Source organism: Microcoleus sp. w2-18bC1, from assembly GCF_036700365.1.
In the GTDB taxonomy this organism is placed as follows: Bacteria; Cyanobacteriota; Cyanobacteriia; order Cyanobacteriales; family Microcoleaceae; genus Microcoleus.
Genome location: NZ_JAUBOS010000057.1, coordinates 16,756 through 41,016, shown reverse-complemented (window position 1 = coordinate 41,016; position 24,261 = coordinate 16,756). Strand labels below are relative to the sequence as shown.

Here is a 24,261-nt window from a genome sequence, read left to right as displayed (position 1 = left end):
CGATCGCATCCTTCACATGGAAGATGGAAAATTAGCCTAATTTTTAAATTTCCGAAGAATAGACATCACCCATAACTCCCCCATTTTCAATTTTGGATGTCAAAATTTAATCCAAAATTGCCCAACCCCAATCTAAACTTGTCCTGGAACTGTTGACTAATTTCTAACAACCAATCCTTGCCGGTAAATCCCCAAATTTTGCAGGTACATTGCTTCGAGTTTGGGCATCGACGATTCCACGGAACCGCCATAACGCCTAAAAGAAGGCCAGATGTAAGCGAGTTTTCTGACTGCTGACTCCAATCGACCCGCTTCTATATCTTCTAATGCGCCTTTTTCTCGGATTAACTCTATAGCCATCAAATCTTGATTTTGAGGGCTGAAATCGCGGACACCAAATTTTTTAGCAAATCTGTCCCAAGTGGTGCTGAGAAACTGATATCGCCCCGCTGCGTCGGAACAGAGTTTTTTGCCATAGCGGCGGCCGCACCTCATTTCCCTGGGATGATCTTGAAAGCTGACAAATTTTGTACCGGTGTACTGGGTGCGGTAGCCGTCGGGGCTAGCGGTTCCTTCGGCGGCTGCGATGGTGTCGAGAAAGGCTTTGACTCGACGTTCCGGGCTGATGCTATCGAGTCTGCTATCCTGTCTGGGAGCTGGTGAATTCAGGGTTGCAGTTTCTGGTGCTCGATCGCGATCGATGTTATCCTCTCGTTTGTCTGGTGAATCGAGCGCCGCAACTTCCTGCAGGCGTTTCGGGGCGGGCGAGCTTCCTGCCGAGACCGATTGTCCCCACAACAGCCTCGGCGTCATTCGACCCAAGAAAAAGCACAAACAGATTAAGAAACCCCAAGAGAGTTGAAAACGAAGGAGTTTGGAGTGATTCCGGCGCAGAACCGGCCACCGGTGAAGGGGGAGTGTTGCGGGCAAAATTTTCGTTTGCTGGCCGAAGGCGAACAGCGATTTCAGCGCTAGCAAGGTTTGCTGGTAGAAACGCGGTGGAAGTTTCCGAGATCTCATCGCTCTGGCGAAAGTCTCCACATCTGTCAGAGTAACTTGTGCCAGCGGTTTTGCGACAAACACTCGAAAATGGTTGGCCGCCTGCCAGCTAAAGCGCCGGTTGCGGGGGGGTTTGCGGTTTACCCACAGGCGAATTAGCTCCATGTCTGACATAGGGAGCAGGTGGCTTCCCAGATGTTTTGATGCGTACAAAAGTACCTCCTGATATCAGTTCAGGTTGAAATATCCCAGTTTGTGGACTTGAGATTGGTTTCACTGTTGAAATTGGGGACTGGCAAGGAAACAAATCTCTTTCGGGGCGATCGCAAACTTCAAATTTTTCGGTCATCACCGAAGGGCAGCGATAGGGATCAAGATAAACTGGTTTCAACCATATCCAGTGATACTACTAAGTGTTCGCCCGGTCAAGTTCACGGGCAGATTGGGCGATGGTTTGAGTCTAAAATTTAGTGATTCGACAGACCTCGCCATCCCAACTGACATAGGTTTCAAGGTACTGGCATCCGGCTGGCTCAAAAGCGAGCGATCGCATTTTTTTGTATCTAATATTAAGAATTCTACCGGTGTTTGGGCCCGGAGGATTCCTCAGCTTGAATGCTGAGCAAATTTTTGCGTTTTGCCAGCATCAGGGAACCGTAGCGGTTAGCCCAAACTTGAGTAAACTCAGCACCTAAGAAGAGAATCTGAGCCGAATAATTGATCCAAAGTAAGATAATCACGAACGAGCCAGCAGCACCGTAGGTAGAGGCAATACCGCTACCACCTAGGTAAACTCCAATTAAGGATTTGCCGATCGTAAATAGCACTGAGGTGATGGCGGCGCCGATCCAAACATCATTCCAGGCAAGATTGACATCGGGCAAAAGTTTGTAAATTAAGGCAAAAAGCAGCGTAACTACGCCAAAGGAGAGAGCAAAGTCCACAACCTGCCAAATGCCGACTGGTAAGTGCAGCAAGCCGTTCAACCAATAGCTAACGGCGGCTAAAATGGCACTAATTACTAAAGATACTAGCAGTAGAAAGCCTATGCCTAAAATCATTGCAAAAGACAATACGCGATCTTGCAGAAATCCCCAGATCCCGCGTCCAGGAGGCGGTGAAACATTCCAAATAGTATTGAGGGCTTCTTTGAGATTAGTAAACACATTGGAAGCCCCCCACAAAAGTGTAGCGATACCGATTAAAGTAGCAATCATTCCCGACTTTGGTTCGGAGGCTTTGAGGATTAGTTCTTGGACGGTTTCGGCCCCATCTTTCCCGATTAAGCTTTGGAGTTGGGCGACGATTTGACCTTGGGCTGCGTCTGCACCAAAGACTAAACCGGCGATCGCAATTACGATAATTAGCAGCGGGGCTAGGGAGAAGACTGTGTAATAGGCTAGGGCGGCGGCTAAGGTTGGGGCTTTATCTTCTTGCCATTCAGTAAAAGTTTCTTTGAGCAGCGATATGACTGTTTTTAATTTCACGGCATTTGGTTTCCTTATACTTTGAGTATAAGGAATTATACTAGGTTAAGAGTCTTTTAGCCTCAGCCACAAGATAGATTTATCGAGTAGCAAATTCGGAAGATTATTTTTATGTCAGATTCCCACACAACAGTTAACAACACCGAGGGAAAAATGTCCAAAAAAGCAATTTCTTGGGCCAAAATGAGCGCATTAGTAGCGGTGGTCAATTTCTTGCTGGTGCTTTTCCATTTCAGTTACCTTCAGTTGCGTCCTGTTTATCAGAGCTATTTTCCGGGTTTAGTTAAAATTTATGACCCGATTAAAGGCATTGATTCGAGTTTGCAAAATCCCGAATATTTGAAAAGCGCTGACCAGTTTTGGCGAATTGATACGTTTTTTATCGGTTTTTTTGGGGCGGAATTTTTGATTAAAAGTCTGTTCCACACCCGCCGTAAACCGGGGGTAACTTGGTTTAATTTTGTGCTGAGGCGCTGGTATGAAGTGTTTCTGGTGATCCCGATTTGGCAGGGGTGGCGGATTCTGCCGGTATTGGTGCGGCTGCACAAGTCGGGTTTGGTAAATCTCGATCGCGTAGTTACTCAAGTTACCTACGAACCGGTGGCTTATTTAGCCAATACGATGTCGGAATACATGATGGTGCGGTTTATCAATCAAGCTAAAAGTTCGATCAAACAGGGCGACGCGGCGCAGATGTTGCTGGCGCAGCAGCCGTACCTTCACGTCAATCAAGAAAATACGATCGAACAAATTACCAAGCGGATTTTGGATCTGACAATTTACAAAGTTTTGCCGCAGGTGCAACCGGATTTGGAAGATTTGCTGCACCACAATTTGGAAACAACAATCAAACAGTCGGATTTCTATCAAATCCTGCAAACTTTCTCTCCGATTAACATTTTGCCGACGGAGATGACGGAACAGTTAGCGAATTATTTGGCTCAAACTGCTGTGGATGTGGTAGCTACTACTTATGAAGACGATAAAGGTAGAAAAATTCTCGATAATTTCAGCCAAGAATTTAATCAAAGTTTGCGACGGGAATTGCAAGATGAGAAAACTCTCGCGGAATTGCAGTCGCTGCTGTCGGATTTGTTAGAAGAAGTGAAGTTGAATTACATTCAAGGCGGATTGAAGTCCGATCCGGTGCAGACTTTTACGGAAATTAACTCGCTCAGGGGAGTAAGGGAGAGTTGATACAGCAATGAGTTCCGGCTTTGTGAATTAGATTTTTTTACTCACATCTTGCACCATTGTCAAGAACAGGCAAGATGCCTGTTCCTAAACAAGTAATTGAGAATGGTGCAATATCTCAGTTAAAACGAACCGCGAAGACGCGAAGGGCGCGAAGGAAGAGAAGAGAAAGAGTTTGCAAGTTCTACGGGTAAGGTGCGCCTCGGTGCACCTACGAATAAGGGTAGTGGGGATATCCGAAATGTCGGGGGATAAACATATCTGAATCCCAAGCTAAAATAAAAGAATTAACTTAAAACATCTATCATATTAGATATCTATCTTGAACAACCTTACTTGCCTGGAAGTAGAAGTCGCTCAAACAATGCTGAGGTTAGCAATGTTGGTGGGCTTAACACTTTTAATCGCCTTTTTTGTGGCGTCCGAACTAGCATTAGTATCAGCCGATCGCCATCAAATCCGCCAACTTGCCCACTTGGACGATCGCCCAACCGCTAAAACCGCCCAACTCGTCCACCAAGCTCAAAACAACATACCGCATTACCTGTCTGTGACTCAAACTGGCACAACAGCAGGGAGTTTGCTGCTGGGTTGGTTGGGTGAGGGAGCGACTGTACACTGGATCGAACCGTGGATCGAGAAATTGCCGATCGGTCATTTGCCGGCCGTGCTGACTGCTCATTCGATCGCAGTTCCCGTAGCTTTTATCTTAGTAACTTACGTAGAAATAGTCTTAGGAGAACTCATCCCAAAAGTATTAGCAACCCACGCCCCAGAACGTACCGCTTTGCTGCTGATGCCGGCCCTCGAACTCTGCTCAAAATTACTGTGGCCGCTGCTAGTAATTCTCAACGGTACTGTGTGGCTGCTGACTGGTTGGATTACCAGTAAAGAGTCTCAACCGCTGGTGTCATCTTCCCAGGCAACTTTCGTTCAAAAAGATGCTCATTCGGCACTCATTTCTGGCAATTGGGAAGTGACAGCAGTTAACGAAAAACTAGGGTTAAACCTGCCAACTAACCAAGCTTACCAAACAATCGCCGGATTCGTGATCCACAATTTAGGTAAAATGCCCAATCAAGGCGATCGGCTATTGTGGGGCGAGTTGGAAATAGAAGCAGCAAATGTAGTAGAAGGCAGTTTAGAAACAGTGCTGCTGCGTCAGGTAACTAGCCCTTTGTTTGAGACTCAGCAGCCAGAACTGGTGTTGAATTGAATTAACCTTTTTTAATTTCCAGGCTCTGCCTGGAAGAAGCTACAGGAATCATTTAGGGTGGCTAGATCGCACCTGCCAATTTCATCATATTTAATAACGCAGCAATATTGACTAAAATATCTTCAAATACGTAGTGAATTTTCTCCCCTCCCTCCTGCTGGTTGTGCGAGTCAAGATCGAGAACCCTTTCGCCGATAAATTCCCAGTATTCGAGACCAACTTGACTGCTAAGTTTGCGGTAACAAGGGTTGACATAATCCGGTGCAAATATTTCTATAACTTTAGTACCTGGACTGCAAAACACTGTGTTAGTCAGAGCCGCACCGTGAACTCCGATTACAACTTCAGCAGCAGCAAACAGCGATACTTGTTCGGCAACAGACAGTGATTCGGGCGCGAGACTCTTAAAGCCAAACTTACTTAAAAATGCCACTAATTCATCTTCATTAATCACTCTGCGTCTTTCTTTGCGAGATATAAAAATTCGCTGTTTTTTCTGCAAGCCAATGATGGAATCATTTAAAAATTCTCTTCTGAGAAAATCGCAGGCCCATTTTGTACTTTCTCTGATGACAGTGCTCACCAGTAATTGACGAGCTTGAATGTGATTATTATTATTATCGATTTCTACAATTTTTTCTAACGGAATACCCAACAAGCTGACTGTTTCTCTCTGAAACGGGAAGCAACAATGATTGACAGCAAATTTATCGATACTACCTATATCTATACCCGATCGGCGGAGCAATTCCATCTGTGGCAAAAACTCAAACATCCAGTGATAATAATTGTGACAGTAGTTTTTCGCGAAAAAAGCTACTGTTCCTTCAATTGCAACCGGGGGAGGCAACCGATCTGAAGAGATAATCAAACTGGGACTACCTGTAGATATATCCTCTAACAGCCGATCGTCTGAAGTAATGACGGCCCGAGTAAATTTATCTCCCCAAGCACGTCCGTTAGGGATAACAGCTACAAATGGTTGTGCGTTTTCACCCTCACTTGCTGGGGAATTAGAGTCAAGGTTTTCGCTGGGTAGAAATTGCGGGGATAGAACAGGTATTTTCGCCTTTGATGTAGAGGTAACTAACTGACTATCGAGGCTAGAAGGGCAAAATTCACGAATTAGGTGCACAGGAATTGCGCTGTAGTAACAAGCCATAGCCTCATCTTTTCTACCTAAATGTGTAAATAATTTGAATAAATAGTAGTAAGCTTCGTCCACAGACGGCAAAATTTGAAGGAGTTGAATCCAAGTAGCGATCGCTTCTGGGATTTTTCCTTGCTTTTTGAGGACAACTCCTAAGTTTAAGTAACTCAACTTACAGTCGGGTTTATGAGAAATCGACTGGCGGTAACAAGCGCTCGCCATATCTAATTTACCTTGAGTAAAATGAAAATTTCCTAACTCTAAGAATGACTGGGAACTAATGCTTGTCGGAGCGATTTGAGCAACTTTAAGCCAACAATCTAAAGCTTCCTCCCAGCGGTTTTGCTGACTCAATACCTTGCCCATTCTCAAATAAACATCAGCCCAATTCGGGTTTAACTGAAGGGCTTTTTGGTAAGTAGTTATTGCTTCATCCAGTCGCCCCTCTGCAACCAAACAATAGCCTAATTTAGCAAGGATTTGTGCTGAGTTAGGATTGATTGCTAGGGCTTGAGAAAACGAGCGAATAGCCGGGGCTGCTTTTTTCTGTGACATGAGAGCAGCACCCAGAATGTCGTAGGCTAAAGCGCAATCCGGTTTGATGATGATGACTTGATGGCAAAGTGCGATCGCTTCTGCAAACTTCCCCTGAGTAAAATATACAGCAGCTTGGCGGTTGAGCGCTGAAATATCCTTGCGGGCGATCGCTCCTGCATCCGAATTGCTGTTGGAATTGGAGTCTCGATCGCTGGTGCTGTTCATCTGTAGAAAATGGAAACTTCGGTAGTAATTTTAGAAAATATACCAGTCAATAGTACCGATGTAAACAGCAGCGCGATCCTCTTCGAGGGCTTCGCTAACGCACTTTTTCACCCAACAGCAACCTTTACCGCACCCCCAACCAACTTCTCGTAATCCGCCAACAACCACGGAGGCAAACAAGTATTCGCATCCTGAACCCGCAACTGTCCAGGGCGACAATACAGCATCGCCGCCAACAAATTATTCACAGCTTTCGGCCCTTCAAACCCTTTACTCAACTCAACAACCAACGAGTTAAAAAACTCGCGATCGCTCTCATTCAGCGGCTCGTTAATAAACCCGCTGCCCAGAATTGCTTTGTAACCCTTGCCCAAATCGCTCCGGTACAAAACTTCTACTTGTTCGCCGGAAACGCTCAGCCACAAATCGGCAATTTGCTTGCGAATATGCCGCAAATCTGCTATTACCAATTCATCCGTCGGGTCAATTTCATAGAGATTGACGGCAGCAGTTAATTCATTGAGAAACTGCGGCATATAATCTTGTTGGATCACTGTTTGTTCTGTGGTCGCCAATGCGCTTTCAAACACCTTTTCGTAATCTTCAAGCAACCACTGGGGTAAGCGGGTGCGAGCATCGGGAACCCGCATTTTACCCGGTACAAAATACAGCATTGCCCCCAGCAGAGCATTGATAGCTTGAGGCTGCACCAACCCTTTGCTAATTTCAGTCAATTTGTGCAAAAACTGCTGTTCGACTTCAGTCATCGATTCTGCTTGCAAGCCGCAGCTAAGAATTGCTTGATATCCCTTGCGAACTTGTCCTCGGTAAAAATTTTCTAGTTTCTCCGAAGGAACAGTCAGCCAAAAATCAGCCATTTGTTTCCTGATTTGGCGGAGTTCCAAAACTACCGATTCGTCTGACGGATCAATGCGGTAAAGATTGACGCATCCTAACAGTTGATTCACAAATTGCGGGGATTGAATGTATTGAGCGAGCAAGTCAGAAGTTGAATCAGACTTGGCGGCGGCTTCCGTCTCAAAAACTTGTTCGTAATCCCCAATTAACCAGTGCGGCAAACGGTTGCGAGCGGCGGGAATTCGCATAGTTTCCGGCGGGAAATACAGCATCGCCGCGAGTAAGGCGTTGACAGCTTTGGGATGCACTAATCCTTTGCTAATCTGGGTTAATTGCTGCAAAAATATTTGTTCGCTTTCGATCATCGGTTGACGTTGGAAATCGCTTTTGAGCAGGATTTTATAGCTGTTACCTGAAGCGCTTTTGTAAGCGGTTTCCAGGTTTTCAGTGGGAAGGTTCAGCCAAAAATCAGCGATTTGTTTGCGGATTTGACGCAGTTCGGATATTGCTGAAATGTTTGAGGAGTTTCGTTGGTAAAGCTTGAGGGCATTCGAGAGAATCTCGTCCAAATCTGGCTGCTTGGGAATGCTATCCTGTAAGTTTCGCGATGCTTCCAGGTGGCTGGTTTGCCATTGGCAAAACAGTTCTTGGAATAATTTGCCGATCGCCCCAGAGTATGCAACACTGTCAAAACAAGCCGGATTAGCTTGCATTTTTTGCTGAATTTCCTGCCGTTTTTGCTGCCGCAATTGCGGGTTAGTGCCGAGGGTAACAGCTAGCTGAATGTAAGATGCTTCGTCATAAGCAATTAAATCAGACATTTGCAGTTCCCGCAGCATCGCCGAACCTTGGCGGAACCGCAAAGCATTTCCTTCCACAACCACCACCGACAATCCTACTTGCAAAGGATCAATTAACGATGTTGCCCCAGCATAAGGATAGGAATCGAGATAAATATCTGCTAGCTGCAAAAATTCTTTCACATCCGCGCGGCTTGGCAGTTGTTTTACGAACCGCAAGCGGTTGTTATTGACCCCGTATTTAGCGCAAACAGCGTTCAGATTGTTGACAAAAGGTGTCGCTGGATAAGTCCGAGTCCAAGCCGGTCCGAAGGGATATAAAATCAAGATTGAATCGGGTACAGCAGCTAGAATTTTTACCCAACTCTCTCTCAACTCCGGCAGAATTTTGTAGAAGTTGGCGCCGGAGATAAAAACGGTTGTATTGTCTGAAATCCCCAGACTTTGGCGGGTAGGTTTAACTGTAGCTACTTCCGATTCTGTTGCGTATGTGAAACAAAAACCGCTGCCTTGAAGAACAGCCAACTGTTCGCGATATTGTTCTTGATAACTAGCATCCGGCGCAGTAAATTGACCTGCGATGTAGTAATCCATGTGCCGGATTCCGGTGGTTGTCGGGGAACAGAAAGATGTAGTTTGTACCCGCGCTAAACGGTGCATTGCTAGTGAAGTCAGCGGTTTGTTAATAGCTGTTAAATTCGTACCGAAAAACAGGATATCTAAGTCGTCGGCGCGGATTGTTTGGACTTGCGATGCAAAGTCTTTCGGAAGTGCAACCAGTTTGTCGGCGCGACTTTGACAGTATTGTTCTAATTGGTGGCCGCTGGTGTTGAGCGCGTACAGGTATATCTCGAACTCGTTGCGGTTTAAATGCTCGAAAACCGGGATGGTAGCGAAGGTTTCGGTTTGCGGCGCGAAATGGTCGTTGATGATGCCCACGCGGATTTTTGTCCGATTTGGCGATCGCGCGGGGAAGACACAATCAATTGAACTGCCGCGATTTTTGAGCGAAAACTCAATAATTTCCGCCCGTTTGGTGTAAATATCGCGTAGGTTTGCCGTGGTAAAATAAAGCGGGATAAAGTTCGCAACTTGCGCGAACAACAAAGCAATATTTTGCCACAGTGGCGAATCTGGATTGTTGAACAAATTAGTATGTAAGTAATCAATCCAGCCTTGGATGAATTGATAGTAAGTGTCTGCTTCTCCTCGGGTTTGAAATACGTTCGGACAAGTAAACATGAATTTGAGATATTCGTTGGCGAACCAATTAGGCACTGTAGCGCGATCGTACTTGAGCGGCAATTGGTCTGCCCGTCGGTACAGCATGGCTGCGAGCAGGTAATTAATCGCTTTTGGCTCGTTAAATCCTTTCGCCACATTTGCGACTAATTCGCTCACAAAACTCTCTTCTGTATCCGTTAGCGGTTCATATCTAATGTCGCTGGCCAGCAGCGCTTGGTGCTGTTTGCCTGCTTCGCCTGCAAAGGCACTTGCAACTTGTTCGGCTGGTAAGCTAAGCCAAATAGCAGCAATTTGTTTTCTAGCTTGGCGGACATTTTCTAGTGCAGATAAATCAGCGGAATTTTTCTGGTATTGCTCGATAATGCTTGACAATAAGATTGGAGCTTCCGGCGATTTTGCCGGGATTTGCTGTTGGCTGCCACAGGCTTGCATCAACGCTGAACTAACTGTTGTTGCCATTTTTGACCAAGAAAATTTGCGGGATTGTCCAAGTCCGGCAGCAATTAACGAGTTGCGAATATCCGGTTTCTGCACGTCAAGCAGGGCATTTCCCAGCGCATTAACATCATTTTCACTTACATACAATGCTGCTTCGCCTGCTACTTCTGGAATCGAGCTGTTGGGAGAAGTGACGACGGGACAACCGCAAGTCATTGCTTCCAATATTGGCAGTCCGAAACCTTCATACTTTGAGGGAAATATCAGGGCGATCGCACCCGAATAAGCCGCTCTTAATTCAGCGTCGCCCAAATACAGCAGGTGGACGTTGACACCAGCAGTGTACGGTTGTAATTTAGGTTCTAGCGAAGGTTGACCGCTAGTACAAACAACATCAAATCCCGACTTGCTGCTGAGTCTCGATAAAGCTTGAAAAAAAGCGATCGTATTTTTATAACCGTTGAATCCCAATCTTTCTCCCACTATTAAAAAGTAGGGTTTTACAATTCGGTGTGCAGTTTTAAATGCTTCTATTTCTGGTAGACTAGAAGGATAAAAATGTTTTTGAATGCCGCAGTGAGCGACAGTAATTGATGCGGGAGATATTTGGGGGAAAAACTTTACTAAGTCGCGGGCCGTGCTTTGGGAAATGGCGATGTAGGAAGATGCTTGGCGGATAGCATGATGTTTTTCTCGCCACATGGGATTATTCAGGTCGCCTCCCGTAACTTCGGGTATCATATCGTAGGCGACAAATGCCGATCGCGTCGAAATCGGTGTTGTATAGTAGGTAGAAACAAATAAATCTGCATTTTCTCGATCGCACATTTGCTGCAACATTTGTTTGTCAGCATCGGTTTTGTTGTAATCGTAAACCGGAATCGAGCGATATTGAATGCCGGCAATCTTCGGTACAGTGCCTGCGCGATCCAGCATTACTATATGCTCAGCGAAACCGCTTTTTACCCATTCTTCCATCAAAGACTGCCAAACGCGAGCAATCCCACTTTTTTGCTGGCTTTGAAAAAATATGCCGTCAATAACTATTTTCATGATTAGTGAGTTTCCTGTAAAATTACGATAAAGCAGTTCGATAAGCAGCGATAGTTTCGTCAGTACACCTTTGCCAGCTAAAAAGTTTAGCTTGTGCCAAAGATTTGGAAGACATACTTTCTCGCAGCGATGATTTGTTGTAGATTTCTAGCATACTATGACAAAGCGCGTCGGTATCTTTTGGATCTACCATAATTCCCGCTTCCCCAACTACTTCGGGAAGCGAAGATGTATTTGAGGTAATCACCGGTACTCCGCACTGCATCGCTTCCAAAGGCGGCAAACCAAAACCTTCGTAAAAAGAAGGATATACAAAAGCTAAAGCACCGCTGTAAAGAGCTGCCAAATCTGATTCTGGCACGTATCCAGTAAAAATTATCCGCTCTTTCAATAAACCCTGCTTGGAAACTTCTGCCATAATTTTGTCATATTTCCACCCCGGAGTCCCCACTAACACCAGATACAAATCTTTGATTTTTTGTTCCTGAATCAGTTGAGCAAAACAGCGGATAGCGTGGTCTATATTTTTCCGAGGTTCTAGCGTACCCAAACTCAAAATGTAACCCGTATCAGGAATCCCGTATTTGCTGCGAATCGAGGCAATCTTTGCAGCATCGCGACAAGGATAAAATATACTCGGTTCCGCAGCTAAGTGAGTGACAATAACTCTCGATTCGTCAATTTTTAGATAGTTGCAAAGATCATTCTTAGTACAATGCGATATGCAAATCACCCAATCTTTTTGAGAGATGCTTGCTAAGGTTTTTTTGTAAAGTAAAGGGATTTGCTCGCTCAGCAGAAACTGCGGGTACAAAATAGGAATCAAGTCATAGATAGTCAAAAAAATCTGAGCTTTACTTGTTTGCTTTGCCCAAACAGGGATTTCATCGTAGGGCGAGTGAAAAATATCTGCTGACTCTAAATTATTAGCATCTACCGGAACACAGGAACCACCCATGATTTGAACGGCATTTTGTAAATTGTTCTTCAAATGGTCAAAAACAGCTTTTTCCGCGACAGCATTGCCCGCCTCATTTGCTTGGATTTGAAGACCCAGCATATTGTAAACATCGAGTAGCTGCCTGTAAAAAACCCTGGCAAAGCTCGAATGCAGCAGGGGAATACCCGCTAATTTTGGATTCGTTTCCAGATAATCGAAACTCGCATCCAACAAATGCAAATACTGACTGACACAAAATAACAAATCGCATTCTTTCGAGTTTGCTAAATTCTCAGCAATACTTTCAACAACTCTAAAAATGCCGGTTCTAGCGCGCTGGTGCATGTGTCCCTGTCCGAGGACAGAGATATCGTAAATAACTTTAATTTGATTCTCCCGTGCAATTGACATACTCGGTTAACTCGCTTCGTACACTTACAGGACTTACGCACTCAATGGCGGTGTTGAAAAGGGTTGAGATTCTTCGCCACACTTGCGAATGACAGACTGGAATTACGCAGTCAACCTGCTGGGATTTCTCAACCAGACAAAGCTGTTTTGTAAGCAGCAATTGTCTCCTGAGTGCACCTTTCCCAGCTAAACTTTTTCGCTTGTGCTAGCGACTTTAAAGACATTTCTTGCCGCAAAGCAGGTGTACGGTACAGTGTTAGGATGCTGTGGCAAAGTCCGTCAGCATCTGTCGGATTAAGCATAACTCCCGCATCGCCGACTACTTCGGGAAACGATGAATTATTCGAGGTGATCACAGGAATCCCGCACTGCATTGCTTCTAAAGGCGGCAAACCGAAACCTTCATACAGCGACGGGTAAACAAAAACCATCGCACCGCTGTAGATGACGGCTAAATCTTCATCAGCTACATAGCCAGTTATAATGATACGGTCTTTTGAGAGACCGAAGTTAGCAATTTCTTGAAATATTTTTTCGTACTCCCAACCTTTGGCACCGACTAAAACTAAGTTGAGGTCTTTGATACCTTGTTGCTGCACGACTTTTGCGAAACAGCGGATGACGTGTTCGAGGTTTTTCCGAGGTTCTAATGTGCTGACACCCAAGATATACGGTGCGTCGGGAATGCCGTATTTCTGCTTGACAGATGCCATATTTTCCGCATCATTACAGCGGTAAAATAAAGCGGTATTTGCCGCGAGATGAGTTACCAAAACTCTTTCCGGGTTGAGTTTGACGTGATTTAGCAAATCGTTTTTGGTGGCTTGAGATATGCAGAGAATGTAATCCTCGGCCGTTAAGCTGTTTAAAGATGCCTGCATTCTCTGATAATCCTCATCATTTTTACCGATAAATAACTGCGACAATAGGATGGGAATCAAATCGTAAACAGTGGCAATTTTTTTGACTTTTTTGCACTCGCGTGCTTGGTTGGGAATCTGATAGAATGTCGCGTGGAAAATATCGGCTTCGCTCAAGCTCTCCTGGTCGATTAAATGGCTGCGTTGCTTTGAAATGCCGATCGAATTTGAGAGGTATTTTTTTAAGTTGTCTGTTAAAAGTTTGGATTGGGGTTCTTGGCTGTGTTCCGGGAAGATTTTTTCCCGGTTTTCTAACATCTTGTAAAGCTCCATTAATTTGCTTTCAAAGTTTTTGAAAAAGCTGGAGTGAGCCAAAGGTATCCCGCGAAAATTCGGCTGAGTCTGCAAGTAATCCAGGCAAGACTTCACGGCGTACCAAGAATTAGTCGCGCAAAAAGATAAATCCAACTCTTTCGAGGCAATTAAACCCGATGCGATATTCTCGATGACTCTGGCAACACCGGTTCGAGAACGCGAATCGTAGTGTCCGTATCCCAGTACGGATATGTCATAAAAAATCTTGATCAACTCCTGCTGTTTTTCGCTATACGCATAGACTGGCGGGTAAGATTCGGCAGATATTTCCTGGGGTTTGTGGATTATTAAAAGCAAGGAAGTTGCAATGTAACCGCCCAATTCTATTTTCAGGTGCGGTGCCCATTGATTGCTAAGATCTTTCATCGGCGTCAAATCGTATTTGCTGTCGCCCATCCAGTAATCTGGAGGTTCTACGCGATATCCCTCGGCTGTTAGTTCGCTGATTAAACGCTGAATGTCTCTGTGTCTGAAGAATACTAAATTGTCTGTGTTTAAGGTTCCTTCATTTGATGAACAGTTGAACTCTGTTGTATGAATTGCCATACCGCCGGGCTTTAAGCATTTCAGAGATTCTTTGGCAAATCTGAGTCCGTGTTCGATCGAACCTATATGCTCAAAGGCACAGGAAGACCAAATAAAATCGAACTCACCTTGCTTTAAGTCTTCGGGGATATTGTTCATGTCAACTTCGCGGAAGCTGACAAGTTTGTCAAAGGTTTCTGGCGGGCAGATTTGCTTTTCATTAAGTGCTTGTTTGCCGCGACAAAGTTGATCTGTTGTGGCCCAGTGTTCCTGGGCTTCCGGAATGTCGTAATTTTGGTCGGTGGCGACAATTTCGCACCCTAAAGAAGCGAATGCTGACGGTAGCGGTTCGTTACCAACCGCAAAACCCATGCCTTTTTTTCCGGGTTTGAGAAATCCTCTTTCATTCAAAGCTTGAGACATGACAACCCACTCCCAATTTTTGCGGTGAATAGTTTTGGAAGCTTGGAGTTTGTCTATCCAATGCTCATAGTAATCTGTCTCGAAGTCTCGGTTGACGCACAGCTTGCTTGTTACTCTACTAAATACTAGCGGCTGTTTGTCGGCGGTTGGGGGTTGAGTCAATGCCCCTCGAGTTGCGGGAATTTTGGTAATATCTAGGACGGCGATCGCATTGGCAAAAGGAAAAGGTGCATTGTATTGTGCGCTAACAAGTTCTTCGGGATTTGCTTGTTGCCAAACTGAAGGGTGCGGCTGGGATGGGTCAACTTTAACTAATTTTAAATAACTGGCACTGACCGCATTTTTAGGAATATTGTATTGCTCAAATAAGAGATTTAAGTAATCTTGGCTGAATTGGATATACCACCCCCTTTCGAGGAATTTACCGAAGGGTACTGTAATCAGCGCTCTACCATTATCTGACAGCAAATCGTAGATTTTGGCGATCGCCTTTAAAGGCCCTTGCCAATCATATTTTTCCTGCTCTTCACCGTAAGCTTCACTTGGGTCAGATCCTTGTCCTATGTGTTCTACTGTAGAGATGCAAATTATACCGCTATACTTCTCTTCAGGATCGGCATCCATTAAATCAATTTTGTCTACTCCCACAGCAGTTTCGTATTTGTCGATAATTCTTCTAGCTTGAATTTCGGCAATATCTGTCGGGAGCAGTTCGGGGTAATATTGCAGCACGTTACCCACTTCCAGCAGTCTGCTTTTATCCTTCAATCCGGCAATAAAGTTGTAGGCTATTGGTATTTCTACCGCTCTCTCCGAGGCGGGATAGTTGTTGTGCTTGAGCCGGTTGTAGGCGAGCCGTTGACCGTTGAAAATGAAAGTATCTTGCGAATCTGACATTTTGAGTTTTCCTTGGGCTATTGGCGATCGGTGAATTGCGATCGGTGCATCTTAATTTATACTTGACATACCCCAGCCTAAAGGCATGGAGATTCTTTCTTCGCAGGGATTCCGACGAATTTACCCTCAGAAAGCATCTTGACCGTATGCCCTACGGCTGCAAGTCCTCTAATTAGAACTACTTGGGCTGCTGCAACGTCTCTGTCGGTTGTATAGCCGCAATTCAAGCATGAATGAGTACGTTCTGACAGCTCTTTTTTACCCGTTTCCGTTAGGCAGTTAGGGCAAGTCTGACTTGTCTTGTGGGCGCTTACCTTCTGAAAGTACACGCCATATTTCAAACAAGTTTGCTCTAGGATCGTGAAGAACTGACCCCAGCTTGCGTCTAAGCAATGTTTCCCTAGCATCGCCCTAGAGAGCCCAATCAGATTCAGATCCTCAACGAAAATCATTCCTACGTTTTGACAGATTTGATGAGATAATTTACGATGCCAATCTTTCCGACTGTTAGCAACGTACTCATGCAGTTTTGCGACTTTTTTTTGAGCTTTACGCCAATTGTTAGAACCTAGTTTTTTACGACAGACACGTTGTTGCAGCAATTTAAGCTTGCGTTCTGCGTCTTTAAAAAATCTTTGGCGCTTGACTAAAAGACCGTTAGAAGTTGCTATGAAATTAGTTAATCCAACATCAATTCCGATACCTTCACCGTGGGGCATTGGATTTGGCGCTGAAACGTCCCATTGTAGGGTTAACATCACGTACCAACCGCTAACCCTACGGACTATCCTTGCTTGCTTCATCGTTGCACCATCAGGGATAGTCCGTGATTGATGAAACTTAACCAAACCAATCTTAGGAAGCTTCACCGCTTGATTTTGGACGGGGTTAACCCCCAATTGTGGGAATACAAACGATCGCATTGTTCCTGCTTTCTTAAAGCGAGGGAAACCGTGCTTTTGTTCCCACATACTTACAAAAGCTTTTTCAAGTCTTTTCAGTGTCTGTTGTAGAACGTGTACCTGAACAGCAGCCAAAGCAGGTATGTTTGCCCTAGCCGTAGTTAAACTTTTGCACTGGCTGGCATAAGTTGGTCGTTTTGTTTCAGCTCCTATGATGAATTCAGATCGGATAGAGCAAGCGTTAATCTGACAACTACGAGACTTAAACCAGTCTTTACGTTCAGCTAATGCGTAGTTATACACGCCACGGCATTGTTCTAGCCAATCCTCAAAGATTGCTGTCTGTCCCGTTGTTGGTTTAAGTTTGAATTCGTAGGTTAAATTAAACATTTGCTCTATCCTCCTACCTGACTCTACCACAACCATGAGCGAACGTCGGGACGCTTTTTCAATAAAATAATTAAAGCCGGCCACTGAAGAAGGGGCTTGCACCCAAATTTCCGGTCACATTTTCGGTCTAAACAGAAGTTGCGTTTCAATGCCACGCGGTGCAAAGAGCGTGCAACTGCGAACAAGTTAATTTATCAGTCGATCGAGAGACAATCTATTGACAAATTCTGTCTTATAGTGTAGGCGAAAATTCAACGATTAAGACAGCACCCGCATCTCCTGACGACGCTCAGGGCAGTTCGGTTTCCACGACCTCACATCAGACCGCCGCAGCATGGCCGGGATTCCTCACCACACAAAAACAAGTTACAATTACGTTAAGATTGATGAACATAAATAAAAATTCCCAAATCACAGGGACTAAAAATTAGGAGGATCGACCTCGGTGAATAAACGGTGGAGAAACGCTGGCCTGTACGCACTGCTGGCTATTGTAGTCATTGCCTTAGCAACGGCTTTTTTTGACAAACAGCCCCCAAGCCGCGAAGTTTGGAAGTACAGTCAATTCATTCAGGAAGTCGAAGGCAAGAGAGTAGACAAAATAAATATCAGTTCCGATCGCAGCAAAGCCCTGGTCACAGCCCAGGACGGAAACAAGGTACTCGTTAACCTGCCGAACGACCCCGAACTGATCAACATCCTGACCAAAAATAACGTAGATATTTCAGTTCTGCCCCAAAGCGACGAAGGCTTCTGGGTAAAAGCCCTCAGCAGCCTGTTCTTCCCGATCTTGCTTTTGGTCGGACTGTTTTTCCTGGTGCGGCGCGCGCAAAACGGGCCCGGCAACCAAGCCATGAACTTCGGCAAATCCAAAGCTAGAGTCCAAATGGAGCCACAAACTCAGGTAACTTTCGGCGACGTGGCGGGCATCGAACAAGCCAAGCTAGAGCTCGCAGAAGTCGTGGACTTCCTGAAAAATGCAGACCGCTTCACCGCAGTCGGAGCAAAAATCCCCAAAGGCGTGCTGCTGGTCGGCCCTCCCGGAACTGGTAAAACCCTGCTGGCAAAAGCAGTGGCTGGAGAAGCAGGCGTTCCCTTCTTCTCGATTTCCGGTTCAGAATTTGTGGAAATGTTCGTGGGTGTCGGTGCTTCCCGCGTCCGTGACTTGTTTGAACAAGCTAAATCGAACGCTCCTTGTATCGTATTTATCGATGAAATTGACGCAGTAGGCCGCCAGCGGGGCGCTGGTTTGGGCGGTGGTAACGACGAACGGGAACAAACCCTGAACCAGTTGCTGACAGAAATGGACGGCTTTGAGGGCAATACTGGCATCATTTTGATTGCTGCCACAAACCGCCCCGACGTGCTCGATGCGGCGCTGCTGCGTCCGGGTCGCTTCGATCGCCAAGTTGTAGTCGATCGCCCCGACTTCGGAGGCCGCCTAGAAATTCTCAACGTTCACGCCCGCGGCAAAACTTTGTCCAAAGACGTGGACTTGGAAAAAATCGCCCGCCGGACACCCGGTTTCACAGGTGCGGATTTGTCCAACCTACTCAACGAAGCAGCAATTTTAGCCGCCCGTCGCAACTTGACCGAAGTCTCGATGGATGAAGTCAACGACGCGATCGACCGCGTGCTCGCAGGCCCGGAAAAGAAAGACCGCGTGATGAGCGAAAAGCGCAAAACTTTGGTAGCTTACCACGAAGCCGGTCACGCTTTAGTCGGCGCGCTGATGCCCGATTATGACCCGGTGCAGAAAATTAGCATTATCCCCCGCGGCCGCGCTGGCGGTTTGACTTGGTTCACACCCAGCGAAGATCGGATGGATTCTGGCTTGTATTCTCGGTCTTACTTGCAAAATCAAATGGCGGTAGCTTTGGGCGGCCGCATTGCTGAAGAAATTGTCTTCGGCGAAGAAGAAGTAACGACTGGGGCATCTAACGACTTGCAGCAAGTGGCAAGAGTAGCGCGGCAAATGGTGACTCGCTTCGGAATGAGCGATCGGCTAGGCCCTGTAGCTCTCGGTCGTCAACAAGGCAATATGTTCATGGGTCGCGATATTATGGCTGAACGCGATTTCTCGGAAGAAACCGCAGCGACGATCGACGATGAAGTGCGTTTGTTGGTAGAACAAGCTTACCGTCGCGCTAAAGATGTACTCGTCGGCAACCGCCATGTCCTTAATGCTTTGGCAGATATGCTAGTTGAAAAGGAAACGGTGGATGCTGATGAATTGCAAAATTTGTTAGCTAATAGCGATGTAAAAATGGCGACCATCGCCTAATCAATTTTGGATTTGGGATTTTGGATTTTAGATTAAATCTAAAGTTTGAAATCAATAATTGGGGTGATTCTGGGATTGTCTGGAATCGCCCCGATTTTTTTATGAGCGCGATCGAGCGATTTTAGATTTTAAATTTTGGATTTTAGATTTAATCTAAAGAATAGCCAAGCAATCAGACATTCAACATACGCTTTCCCTCAAGCTGGGGCTTAAATTATTCCCAGGGAAATCTTCTTTCATCTTTTCTATATTCAATAATCCGACAGTCCTCAACATCCTCCCAGATATCGTCTGGGTACTGGAAGTCAAGCAGTAAGGCGATTTTTTAGCCTTAAGACTCAACTAATATCAAATCCGTTGGCATCGGAATTATTCATCTCTCTCTTCCCTTTCTCTGTATCCTCTGTTTCCTCTGCGGTTTCATCATTCCGATACAACAGGAATTGATATAAAAACAGAAAGTCTGTCGGTTCGCCGCATTCAGCCAGCACGTCAGCTCGGCGTTGCTTAATCAGGGTATGAAAAAATTAGTTGAAAATCCAGAAGCTTTATAGATACTGGTTTCTATGATTTGCATATTTACCCTTTCCTACCGTAAATCAGCAACGCCGTCAGCTCAAAAATCTATGTGGTTTTTGAGGTCAACAATTGCAGCGGTTTTGTTGCCTAGATTGTCCGTTAAAAATTGAACGTCGCACATATTGTAATTTGCCATATATCGAAGTTAGCAACCTGTATTAAAATTAGATGCGAGTCAGAATGATAGGAGTTTCAAATTTGGGATCTGCCCAATTTAAAATCCTTCGACTGAGCACGCTGAAATCTAAAATCTAAAATCTAAAATCTAAAATCTAAAATTGTATGAATCATCAATTTTGGCTGACACTACTAAAAAAACACCGCGCGATCGCAGTTATCCGCTCCTCCGAAAAAGAACTCGCTTCCCAGATGGCAAAAGCGGTAGCAGCAGGAGGAATCCAGTTTATTGAAATCACTTGGAACACGCACAAAGCTGCTGAATTAATTGCCGAACTCCGGTCAGAATTTCCTACTTTGAGTATTGGTACCGGCACTTTATTAAACTTAAAAGAGTTGCAACAAGCAATAGACTGCGGCGCTCAATTTCTGTTTACTCCGCACACCGATTTAGCGATGATTAAAACAGCAGTTGACGCCGGAGTGCCGATCGTCCCCGGTGCTTTTTCTCCCACGGAAATTGTGACGGCGTGGCAAGCAGGCGCTACCTGCGTTAAAGTATTTCCGATATCGGCTTTGGGAGGCGCGGCTTACCTGAAAAGCCTGCAAGGCCCCCTGGGAAACATTCCTTTAATTCCCACTGGCGGGGTGACGCTGGAAAATGCCAAAGTATTTATTGACGCCGGGGCGATCGCCGTTGGTTTAGCCGGAGACTTATTTCCTAAACACTTAGTGGAAAATCGCGATTGGCGGGCGATCGTCCAAATTGCCCGAACTCTCGCCCAAAACTTAACAACTTGTTAAGTCCACTTTCCCAATCCAACATTTCAAATCTAAAATCTAAAATAGGACAAGCCAATCTAAAATCTAAAACCTAAAATCTAAAATAGTACGAGGTGTGAGAAATGAACAGGATTATTAACTCAACTTACTTCCGTCGCGCTGGAACTTTCTGTGCCGGCTTCGCCCTCACTTTTGCTACATTCTGCGGCGGTTCAATGACCGCATTTGCCAGCGAACAGCACAACATAATTGCCAATAAAATTATGCTGTTGCAGCAATCCAGCGAACGCTGGATAGAAATAGATTTGTCAAGACAAAGGTTAATAGCTTGGGAAGGAAATACACCCGTTTACGCCGTGATTATTTCCAGCGGCAAATCATCGACTCCCACCCGCACGGGAACCTTTGCCGTTGAAACCAAACACCGCGTTACTAGAATGACTGGGCCGGACTACGACGTACCCGACGTTCCCTATACAATGTATTACGACGGAGGCATGGCAATTCACGGCGCTTACTGGCACAATTTGTTTGGCAATCCCGTTACTCACGGCTGCACAAATGTAGCTGTCAATCACGCTAAATGGCTATTTGAATGGGCCTCGGTGGGAACACCCGTGGTTGTGCACAAATCTCAGGTTTAGGGAATTGGGAATTGGGCATCGGGCATCGGGCATAGTCGAACATTATTAGAACTTATGCACCGATGGTCAGAAACCGGGTTTTTTTGGGAAATACTGCGTTACAGCCGTAGATTCGGTCAAAAACCCGGTTTATTCGATCGGAGTTCATCAGTTCTGGTTTTTTTAGCTTGCTTACTTCATTACTGCCTTCAAGCACAATCCCAATTATATAAAACCTCACTAAAATCTAATTCTCTGAGTGCTGATTCATCAATAAAAAAGTTACCTACACCAGTGTCTCCCCACATGATATCTACTGTCTCATTGCAATCGGTATCCATTTGCAATAGAAGAATGTCTAGCTTTTGTTTTTGCTCAGATGTATTACTATATTTTCTTACGTCCTCTTGTGTAAAATCAGGATAACCACCTATTTTATGACCAACGGGTTGTGATATTTCTAGGTACTCATCCTCTATTTCAGAGTTCATAAATAACTCTTCAATTTCCGATCCTAAAAGTTCGGTAAATTGGTAGTCATTTGTACTAATCGGCGCATATTTTTTAGTAAATTGCAAGCCGTAACAGCCCTGAACAGGAAAATATTCTGGTTCCGGCAAAAAATCATAATTGGTAATGATGTTTTCAACTTTGAAGTCGGGCTGAGGAAAATAGATTATTTTGAATTGGTCTTCGATTGTATGATTATTTGCATTGGCAGAATTGTCCAAATTTAAACCATATAGGTCATCGTCAGCTATATAGAACTCTAAGATACCCCGATCGGGAAAACCATCTAAAGGCGGTATTTCATCAAAGTTGAGTTGCGCTAGCAAAAATAAATATTTACCGTCACAAGTTTTGGGATATTCAAAGCCTTTAGGTAAATAGGGCAATCCCCCAAATTTACTCTGCCACCAATTAACGTCATCATTATTCTGGGTTTGAATTTCGATGTAAGGTTTAATGGTAGCTTCGATTCTGTCGCGATACTTTTCTAGTTCTGGAGAGAGTGGACATTCTAGTTTGTAGTTCATCTGCTTTTAATAATTTTAGTTTTGGACACACTCCATCAAAGAAACCGGGTTTTTCACTTAATCGGCGGGCTGCAACGAAGGATTTTCGTAAAAAACCCGGTTTCTGAGCTCCTATGCGTTCAGGAATGCTTAACTTAGCTGCACCACGGGTTTATCCTCTAACAAAGTTTCATTTGTCAGCAAATCTTCCACCGTAATGCGTAAAAAGCGCTGTTCGTCAACGCGGAACAAAACTTTTATGCGATCGCTCCCCGGATACCCAGGCGGCGTCAATTGAGCGATGCTGCGTGCACCTTCTTTATCATTTAAGGGCTGTACCGATGTTTGACCCGCGAGTTGGCGAGTAATTAGCCTGTCGCCGTCAAAATATATCTCCGTGCCACCAGTTTCCGCTCCCAATTCGCCGATAATTAATTCTATACTTGGCTGACTTTCTAAAGAAGCTCCCAAGACTAATTCTACGGGTTCGCTCATCGGATAAGATTGGCCGGATTTGATTAAACTGTGCCAACTGTGGCAATTGTCGCGGCGGTTCCAGTAGCGAATGCCGTAACTGTGATAGAGAAAATCTTTGATTTCTATGCCTTGACTCAGTTGCAGAGCACCTTGGGCGATCGCCTCAAAGGGTTTGTCACAGCAAATTTTTGCCGGATCGAAATATTGCTGCACCCAACGCCCGACAGCGGGAATTTGTACAGTACCGCCAACTAGCAAAACTGCATCAATATCGCCAATTTCTAAGCCTTGGCGCCGCGCTTGCTGCAATACTTGATTTATACAGTCGTCTAGTTTGTCAAAAAATTGATGTTCCGCGAGGATAGATTCAAAACGACTTCTGTCTAATTCTAATTCGTAACTCTCAAAATTTTCGTCATCAAAATAAACTTCAACTGCCTGATTTACTAAAGATAACTGAATCTTTAACCGTTCTGCTAATCTCGTTGTAATCGGAGATTTTGCCAGCCCTTTTGTTTTAACAAAATAGTCAACTAGCCAATTATCAATATCAGAACCGCCTAAATTTTGTCCGGCTTTAGCCAAAACCCGGGCAACTTTTGTTTTTTGCGCTGAAGATTCAGCTAATAGCTTTTCGCCCCACTTAAGAATAAAACCGAGGGGCTTTTTGTCGGTGGAAGCGTCCAAACGCACTAAAGAAAGGTCTAGAGTTCCGCCGCCGAAATCAATTACTAACAGATTTTCGCGATCGGCTAAACCGTAACCCAAAGCAGCCGCCGTAGGTTCGTCCAACATTCGCACCTGTTCTACTTGCAGAGATTGTGACACTTTGCCCAACCAATGGCGGTAAGCTTCAAAACTATCTACAGGCACTGTAAAAATCAAAGAGTCGATCGGCAAAGGCAGTTCGCGAATTGAGTTCACAATTTGGCTTAAATACCACTCACCTACTTGTTCAAAAGTAATAAGTTGCCCGTCAAGTTCCGGCACAAAACCCTGAACAGAAGTGCCAATTCCCCGCTTAAAATTGCGAAAAAACCGAGAATCTCCACTCAAATCCAGGCCTTTGTCGCGGACTTGCTGACCGAGTATGACTTTACTTTGAGCAGCGTCCTCAACGTAGAGTAAACTGGGAATTAGGGGCGGATTTTGAGCCGAGATTGCCGACAACCCCGGTAATTTTAAAGTTTCGGGCTGCTGGAGGACTTGATTCCAGCGAGCGACGACGGTGTTGCTAGTTCCAAAGTCAATTGCGATCGTCATTCAGCCAAAATACACAGCTACTAGGGATTAGATTATAATATGGTATTTGGAGCGGCAAATGCAAATAGATTCTCAAATTGTGCTTGAATAAAGATTTTGTTACAACCGGAACAGCTTTCGCGGCCGAGTCTTCAATTTTGTGCAACTGCATATTTTTATTTGCAACAAATAAGCGCCACTTTTATAAGCGGCAC

General features: G+C 45.0%; 15 protein-coding genes. 5 read left to right on the top strand and 10 right to left on the bottom strand.

The features are described from left to right. Positions 1-156: 156 nt before the first annotated feature. Positions 157-1,173, bottom strand: coding sequence for a glycoside hydrolase family 104 protein (locus QT979_RS22555; protein WP_333311742.1), 1,017 nt, complete (start codon positions 1,171-1,173; stop codon positions 157-159). Positions 1,174-1,577: 404 nt separating this feature from the next. Further along, positions 1,578-2,486, bottom strand: coding sequence for a YihY/virulence factor BrkB family protein (locus tag QT979_RS22550; RefSeq protein ID WP_333311741.1), 909 nt, complete (start codon positions 2,484-2,486; stop codon positions 1,578-1,580). A gap of 111 nt (positions 2,487-2,597) precedes the next feature. Between QT979_RS22550 and QT979_RS22545 the strand changes: the two genes are divergently transcribed. Together QT979_RS22545 and QT979_RS22540 are read left to right on the top strand one after the other, a co-directional pair. After that, positions 2,598-3,683, top strand: coding sequence for a hypothetical protein (locus tag QT979_RS22545; protein ID WP_333311740.1), 1,086 nt, complete (start codon positions 2,598-2,600; stop codon positions 3,681-3,683). A gap of 319 nt (positions 3,684-4,002) precedes the next feature. After that, complete coding sequence (locus tag QT979_RS22540) at positions 4,003-4,896, top strand: CNNM domain-containing protein (protein ID WP_333311739.1); 894 nt, start codon at positions 4,003-4,005, stop codon at positions 4,894-4,896. A gap of 61 nt (positions 4,897-4,957) precedes the next feature. Here the strand turns inward: QT979_RS22540 and QT979_RS22535 are convergent, their stop codons facing one another. The 5 genes from QT979_RS22535 to QT979_RS22515 all read right to left on the bottom strand — a co-directional run bounded on the left by QT979_RS22535 (position 4,958) and on the right by QT979_RS22515 (position 17,027). After that, positions 4,958-6,808, bottom strand: a complete 1,851-nt coding sequence (locus QT979_RS22535) for a tetratricopeptide repeat protein (RefSeq protein WP_333311738.1) — start codon at positions 6,806-6,808, stop codon at positions 4,958-4,960. Between the two features lie 107 nt (positions 6,809-6,915). Continuing rightward, positions 6,916-11,202: an O-linked N-acetylglucosamine transferase family protein gene (locus tag QT979_RS22530; protein WP_333311737.1), complete on the bottom strand. Its 4,287-nt coding sequence runs from the start codon at positions 11,200-11,202 to the stop codon at positions 6,916-6,918. A 22-nt stretch (positions 11,203-11,224) separates the two neighbouring features. Beyond that, the gene (locus tag QT979_RS22525) at positions 11,225-12,553 is read right to left on the bottom strand and encodes a glycosyltransferase family 1 protein (protein WP_333211974.1); all 1,329 of its coding nucleotides are present in this window, start codon (positions 12,551-12,553) and stop codon (positions 11,225-11,227) included. A 128-nt stretch (positions 12,554-12,681) separates the two neighbouring features. After that, positions 12,682-15,633, bottom strand: coding sequence for a glycosyltransferase (locus tag QT979_RS22520; protein WP_333311736.1), 2,952 nt, complete (start codon positions 15,631-15,633; stop codon positions 12,682-12,684). 77 nt (positions 15,634-15,710) lie between these two features. After that, positions 15,711-17,027: an RNA-guided endonuclease InsQ/TnpB family protein gene (locus QT979_RS22515; RefSeq protein ID WP_445304804.1), complete on the bottom strand. Its 1,317-nt coding sequence runs from the start codon at positions 17,025-17,027 to the stop codon at positions 15,711-15,713. A 343-nt stretch (positions 17,028-17,370) separates the two neighbouring features. Between QT979_RS22515 and ftsH3 the strand changes: the two genes are divergently transcribed. After that, positions 17,371-19,209: an ATP-dependent zinc metalloprotease FtsH3 gene (gene ftsH3, locus QT979_RS22510; RefSeq protein WP_006633639.1), complete on the top strand. Its 1,839-nt coding sequence runs from the start codon at positions 17,371-17,373 to the stop codon at positions 19,207-19,209. A gap of 338 nt (positions 19,210-19,547) precedes the next feature. Here ftsH3 and QT979_RS22505 read toward each other — a convergent pair whose 3' ends face one another. Then, on the bottom strand, positions 19,548-19,700 hold the full coding sequence (locus tag QT979_RS22505; protein ID WP_333211977.1) for a hypothetical protein: 153 nt from the start codon (positions 19,698-19,700) through the stop codon (positions 19,548-19,550). Between the two features lie 370 nt (positions 19,701-20,070). Between QT979_RS22505 and QT979_RS22500 the strand changes: the two genes are divergently transcribed. Both QT979_RS22500 and QT979_RS22495 read left to right on the top strand, forming a co-directional pair. Continuing rightward, complete coding sequence (locus QT979_RS22500) at positions 20,071-20,709, top strand: bifunctional 4-hydroxy-2-oxoglutarate aldolase/2-dehydro-3-deoxy-phosphogluconate aldolase (RefSeq protein WP_333311735.1); 639 nt, start codon at positions 20,071-20,073, stop codon at positions 20,707-20,709. Positions 20,710-20,810: 101 nt separating this feature from the next. Next, the gene (locus QT979_RS22495) at positions 20,811-21,332 is read left to right on the top strand and encodes a L,D-transpeptidase (protein ID WP_333211981.1); all 522 of its coding nucleotides are present in this window, start codon (positions 20,811-20,813) and stop codon (positions 21,330-21,332) included. 188 nt (positions 21,333-21,520) lie between these two features. Here the strand turns inward: QT979_RS22495 and QT979_RS22490 are convergent, their stop codons facing one another. Both QT979_RS22490 and QT979_RS22485 read right to left on the bottom strand, forming a co-directional pair. Continuing rightward, on the bottom strand, positions 21,521-22,348 hold the full coding sequence (locus QT979_RS22490; protein WP_333311734.1) for a DUF1963 domain-containing protein: 828 nt from the start codon (positions 22,346-22,348) through the stop codon (positions 21,521-21,523). A gap of 129 nt (positions 22,349-22,477) precedes the next feature. Next, a complete protein-coding gene (locus tag QT979_RS22485) occupies positions 22,478-24,067 on the bottom strand; it encodes an Hsp70 family protein (RefSeq protein ID WP_333211984.1) in 1,590 nt (529 codons plus the stop codon). Positions 24,068-24,261 lie beyond the last annotated feature (194 nt).

Bases quoted from the DNA above. Each gene is read 5' to 3' on its own strand.
- QT979_RS22555 (WP_333311742.1), bottom strand. From the start codon at position 1,173: ATGTCAGACATGGAGCTAATTCGCCTGTGGGTAAACCGCAAACCCCCC.
- QT979_RS22545 (WP_333311740.1), top strand. From the start codon at position 2,598: ATGTCAGATTCCCACACAACAGTTAACAACACCGAGGGAAAAATGTCC.
- QT979_RS22535 (WP_333311738.1), bottom strand. From the start codon at position 6,808: ATGAACAGCACCAGCGATCGAGACTCCAATTCCAACAGCAATTCGGAT.
- QT979_RS22530 (WP_333311737.1), bottom strand. From the start codon at position 11,202: ATGAAAATAGTTATTGACGGCATATTTTTTCAAAGCCAGCAAAAAAGT.
- QT979_RS22525 (WP_333211974.1), bottom strand. From the start codon at position 12,553: ATGTCAATTGCACGGGAGAATCAAATTAAAGTTATTTACGATATCTCT.
- QT979_RS22520 (WP_333311736.1), bottom strand. From the start codon at position 15,633: ATGTCAGATTCGCAAGATACTTTCATTTTCAACGGTCAACGGCTCGCC.
- QT979_RS22500 (WP_333311735.1), top strand. From the start codon at position 20,071: ATGAATCATCAATTTTGGCTGACACTACTAAAAAAACACCGCGCGATC.
- QT979_RS22495 (WP_333211981.1), top strand. From the start codon at position 20,811: ATGAACAGGATTATTAACTCAACTTACTTCCGTCGCGCTGGAACTTTC.
- QT979_RS22490 (WP_333311734.1), bottom strand. From the start codon at position 22,348: ATGAACTACAAACTAGAATGTCCACTCTCTCCAGAACTAGAAAAGTAT.
- QT979_RS22485 (WP_333211984.1), bottom strand. From the start codon at position 24,067: ATGACGATCGCAATTGACTTTGGAACTAGCAACACCGTCGTCGCTCGC.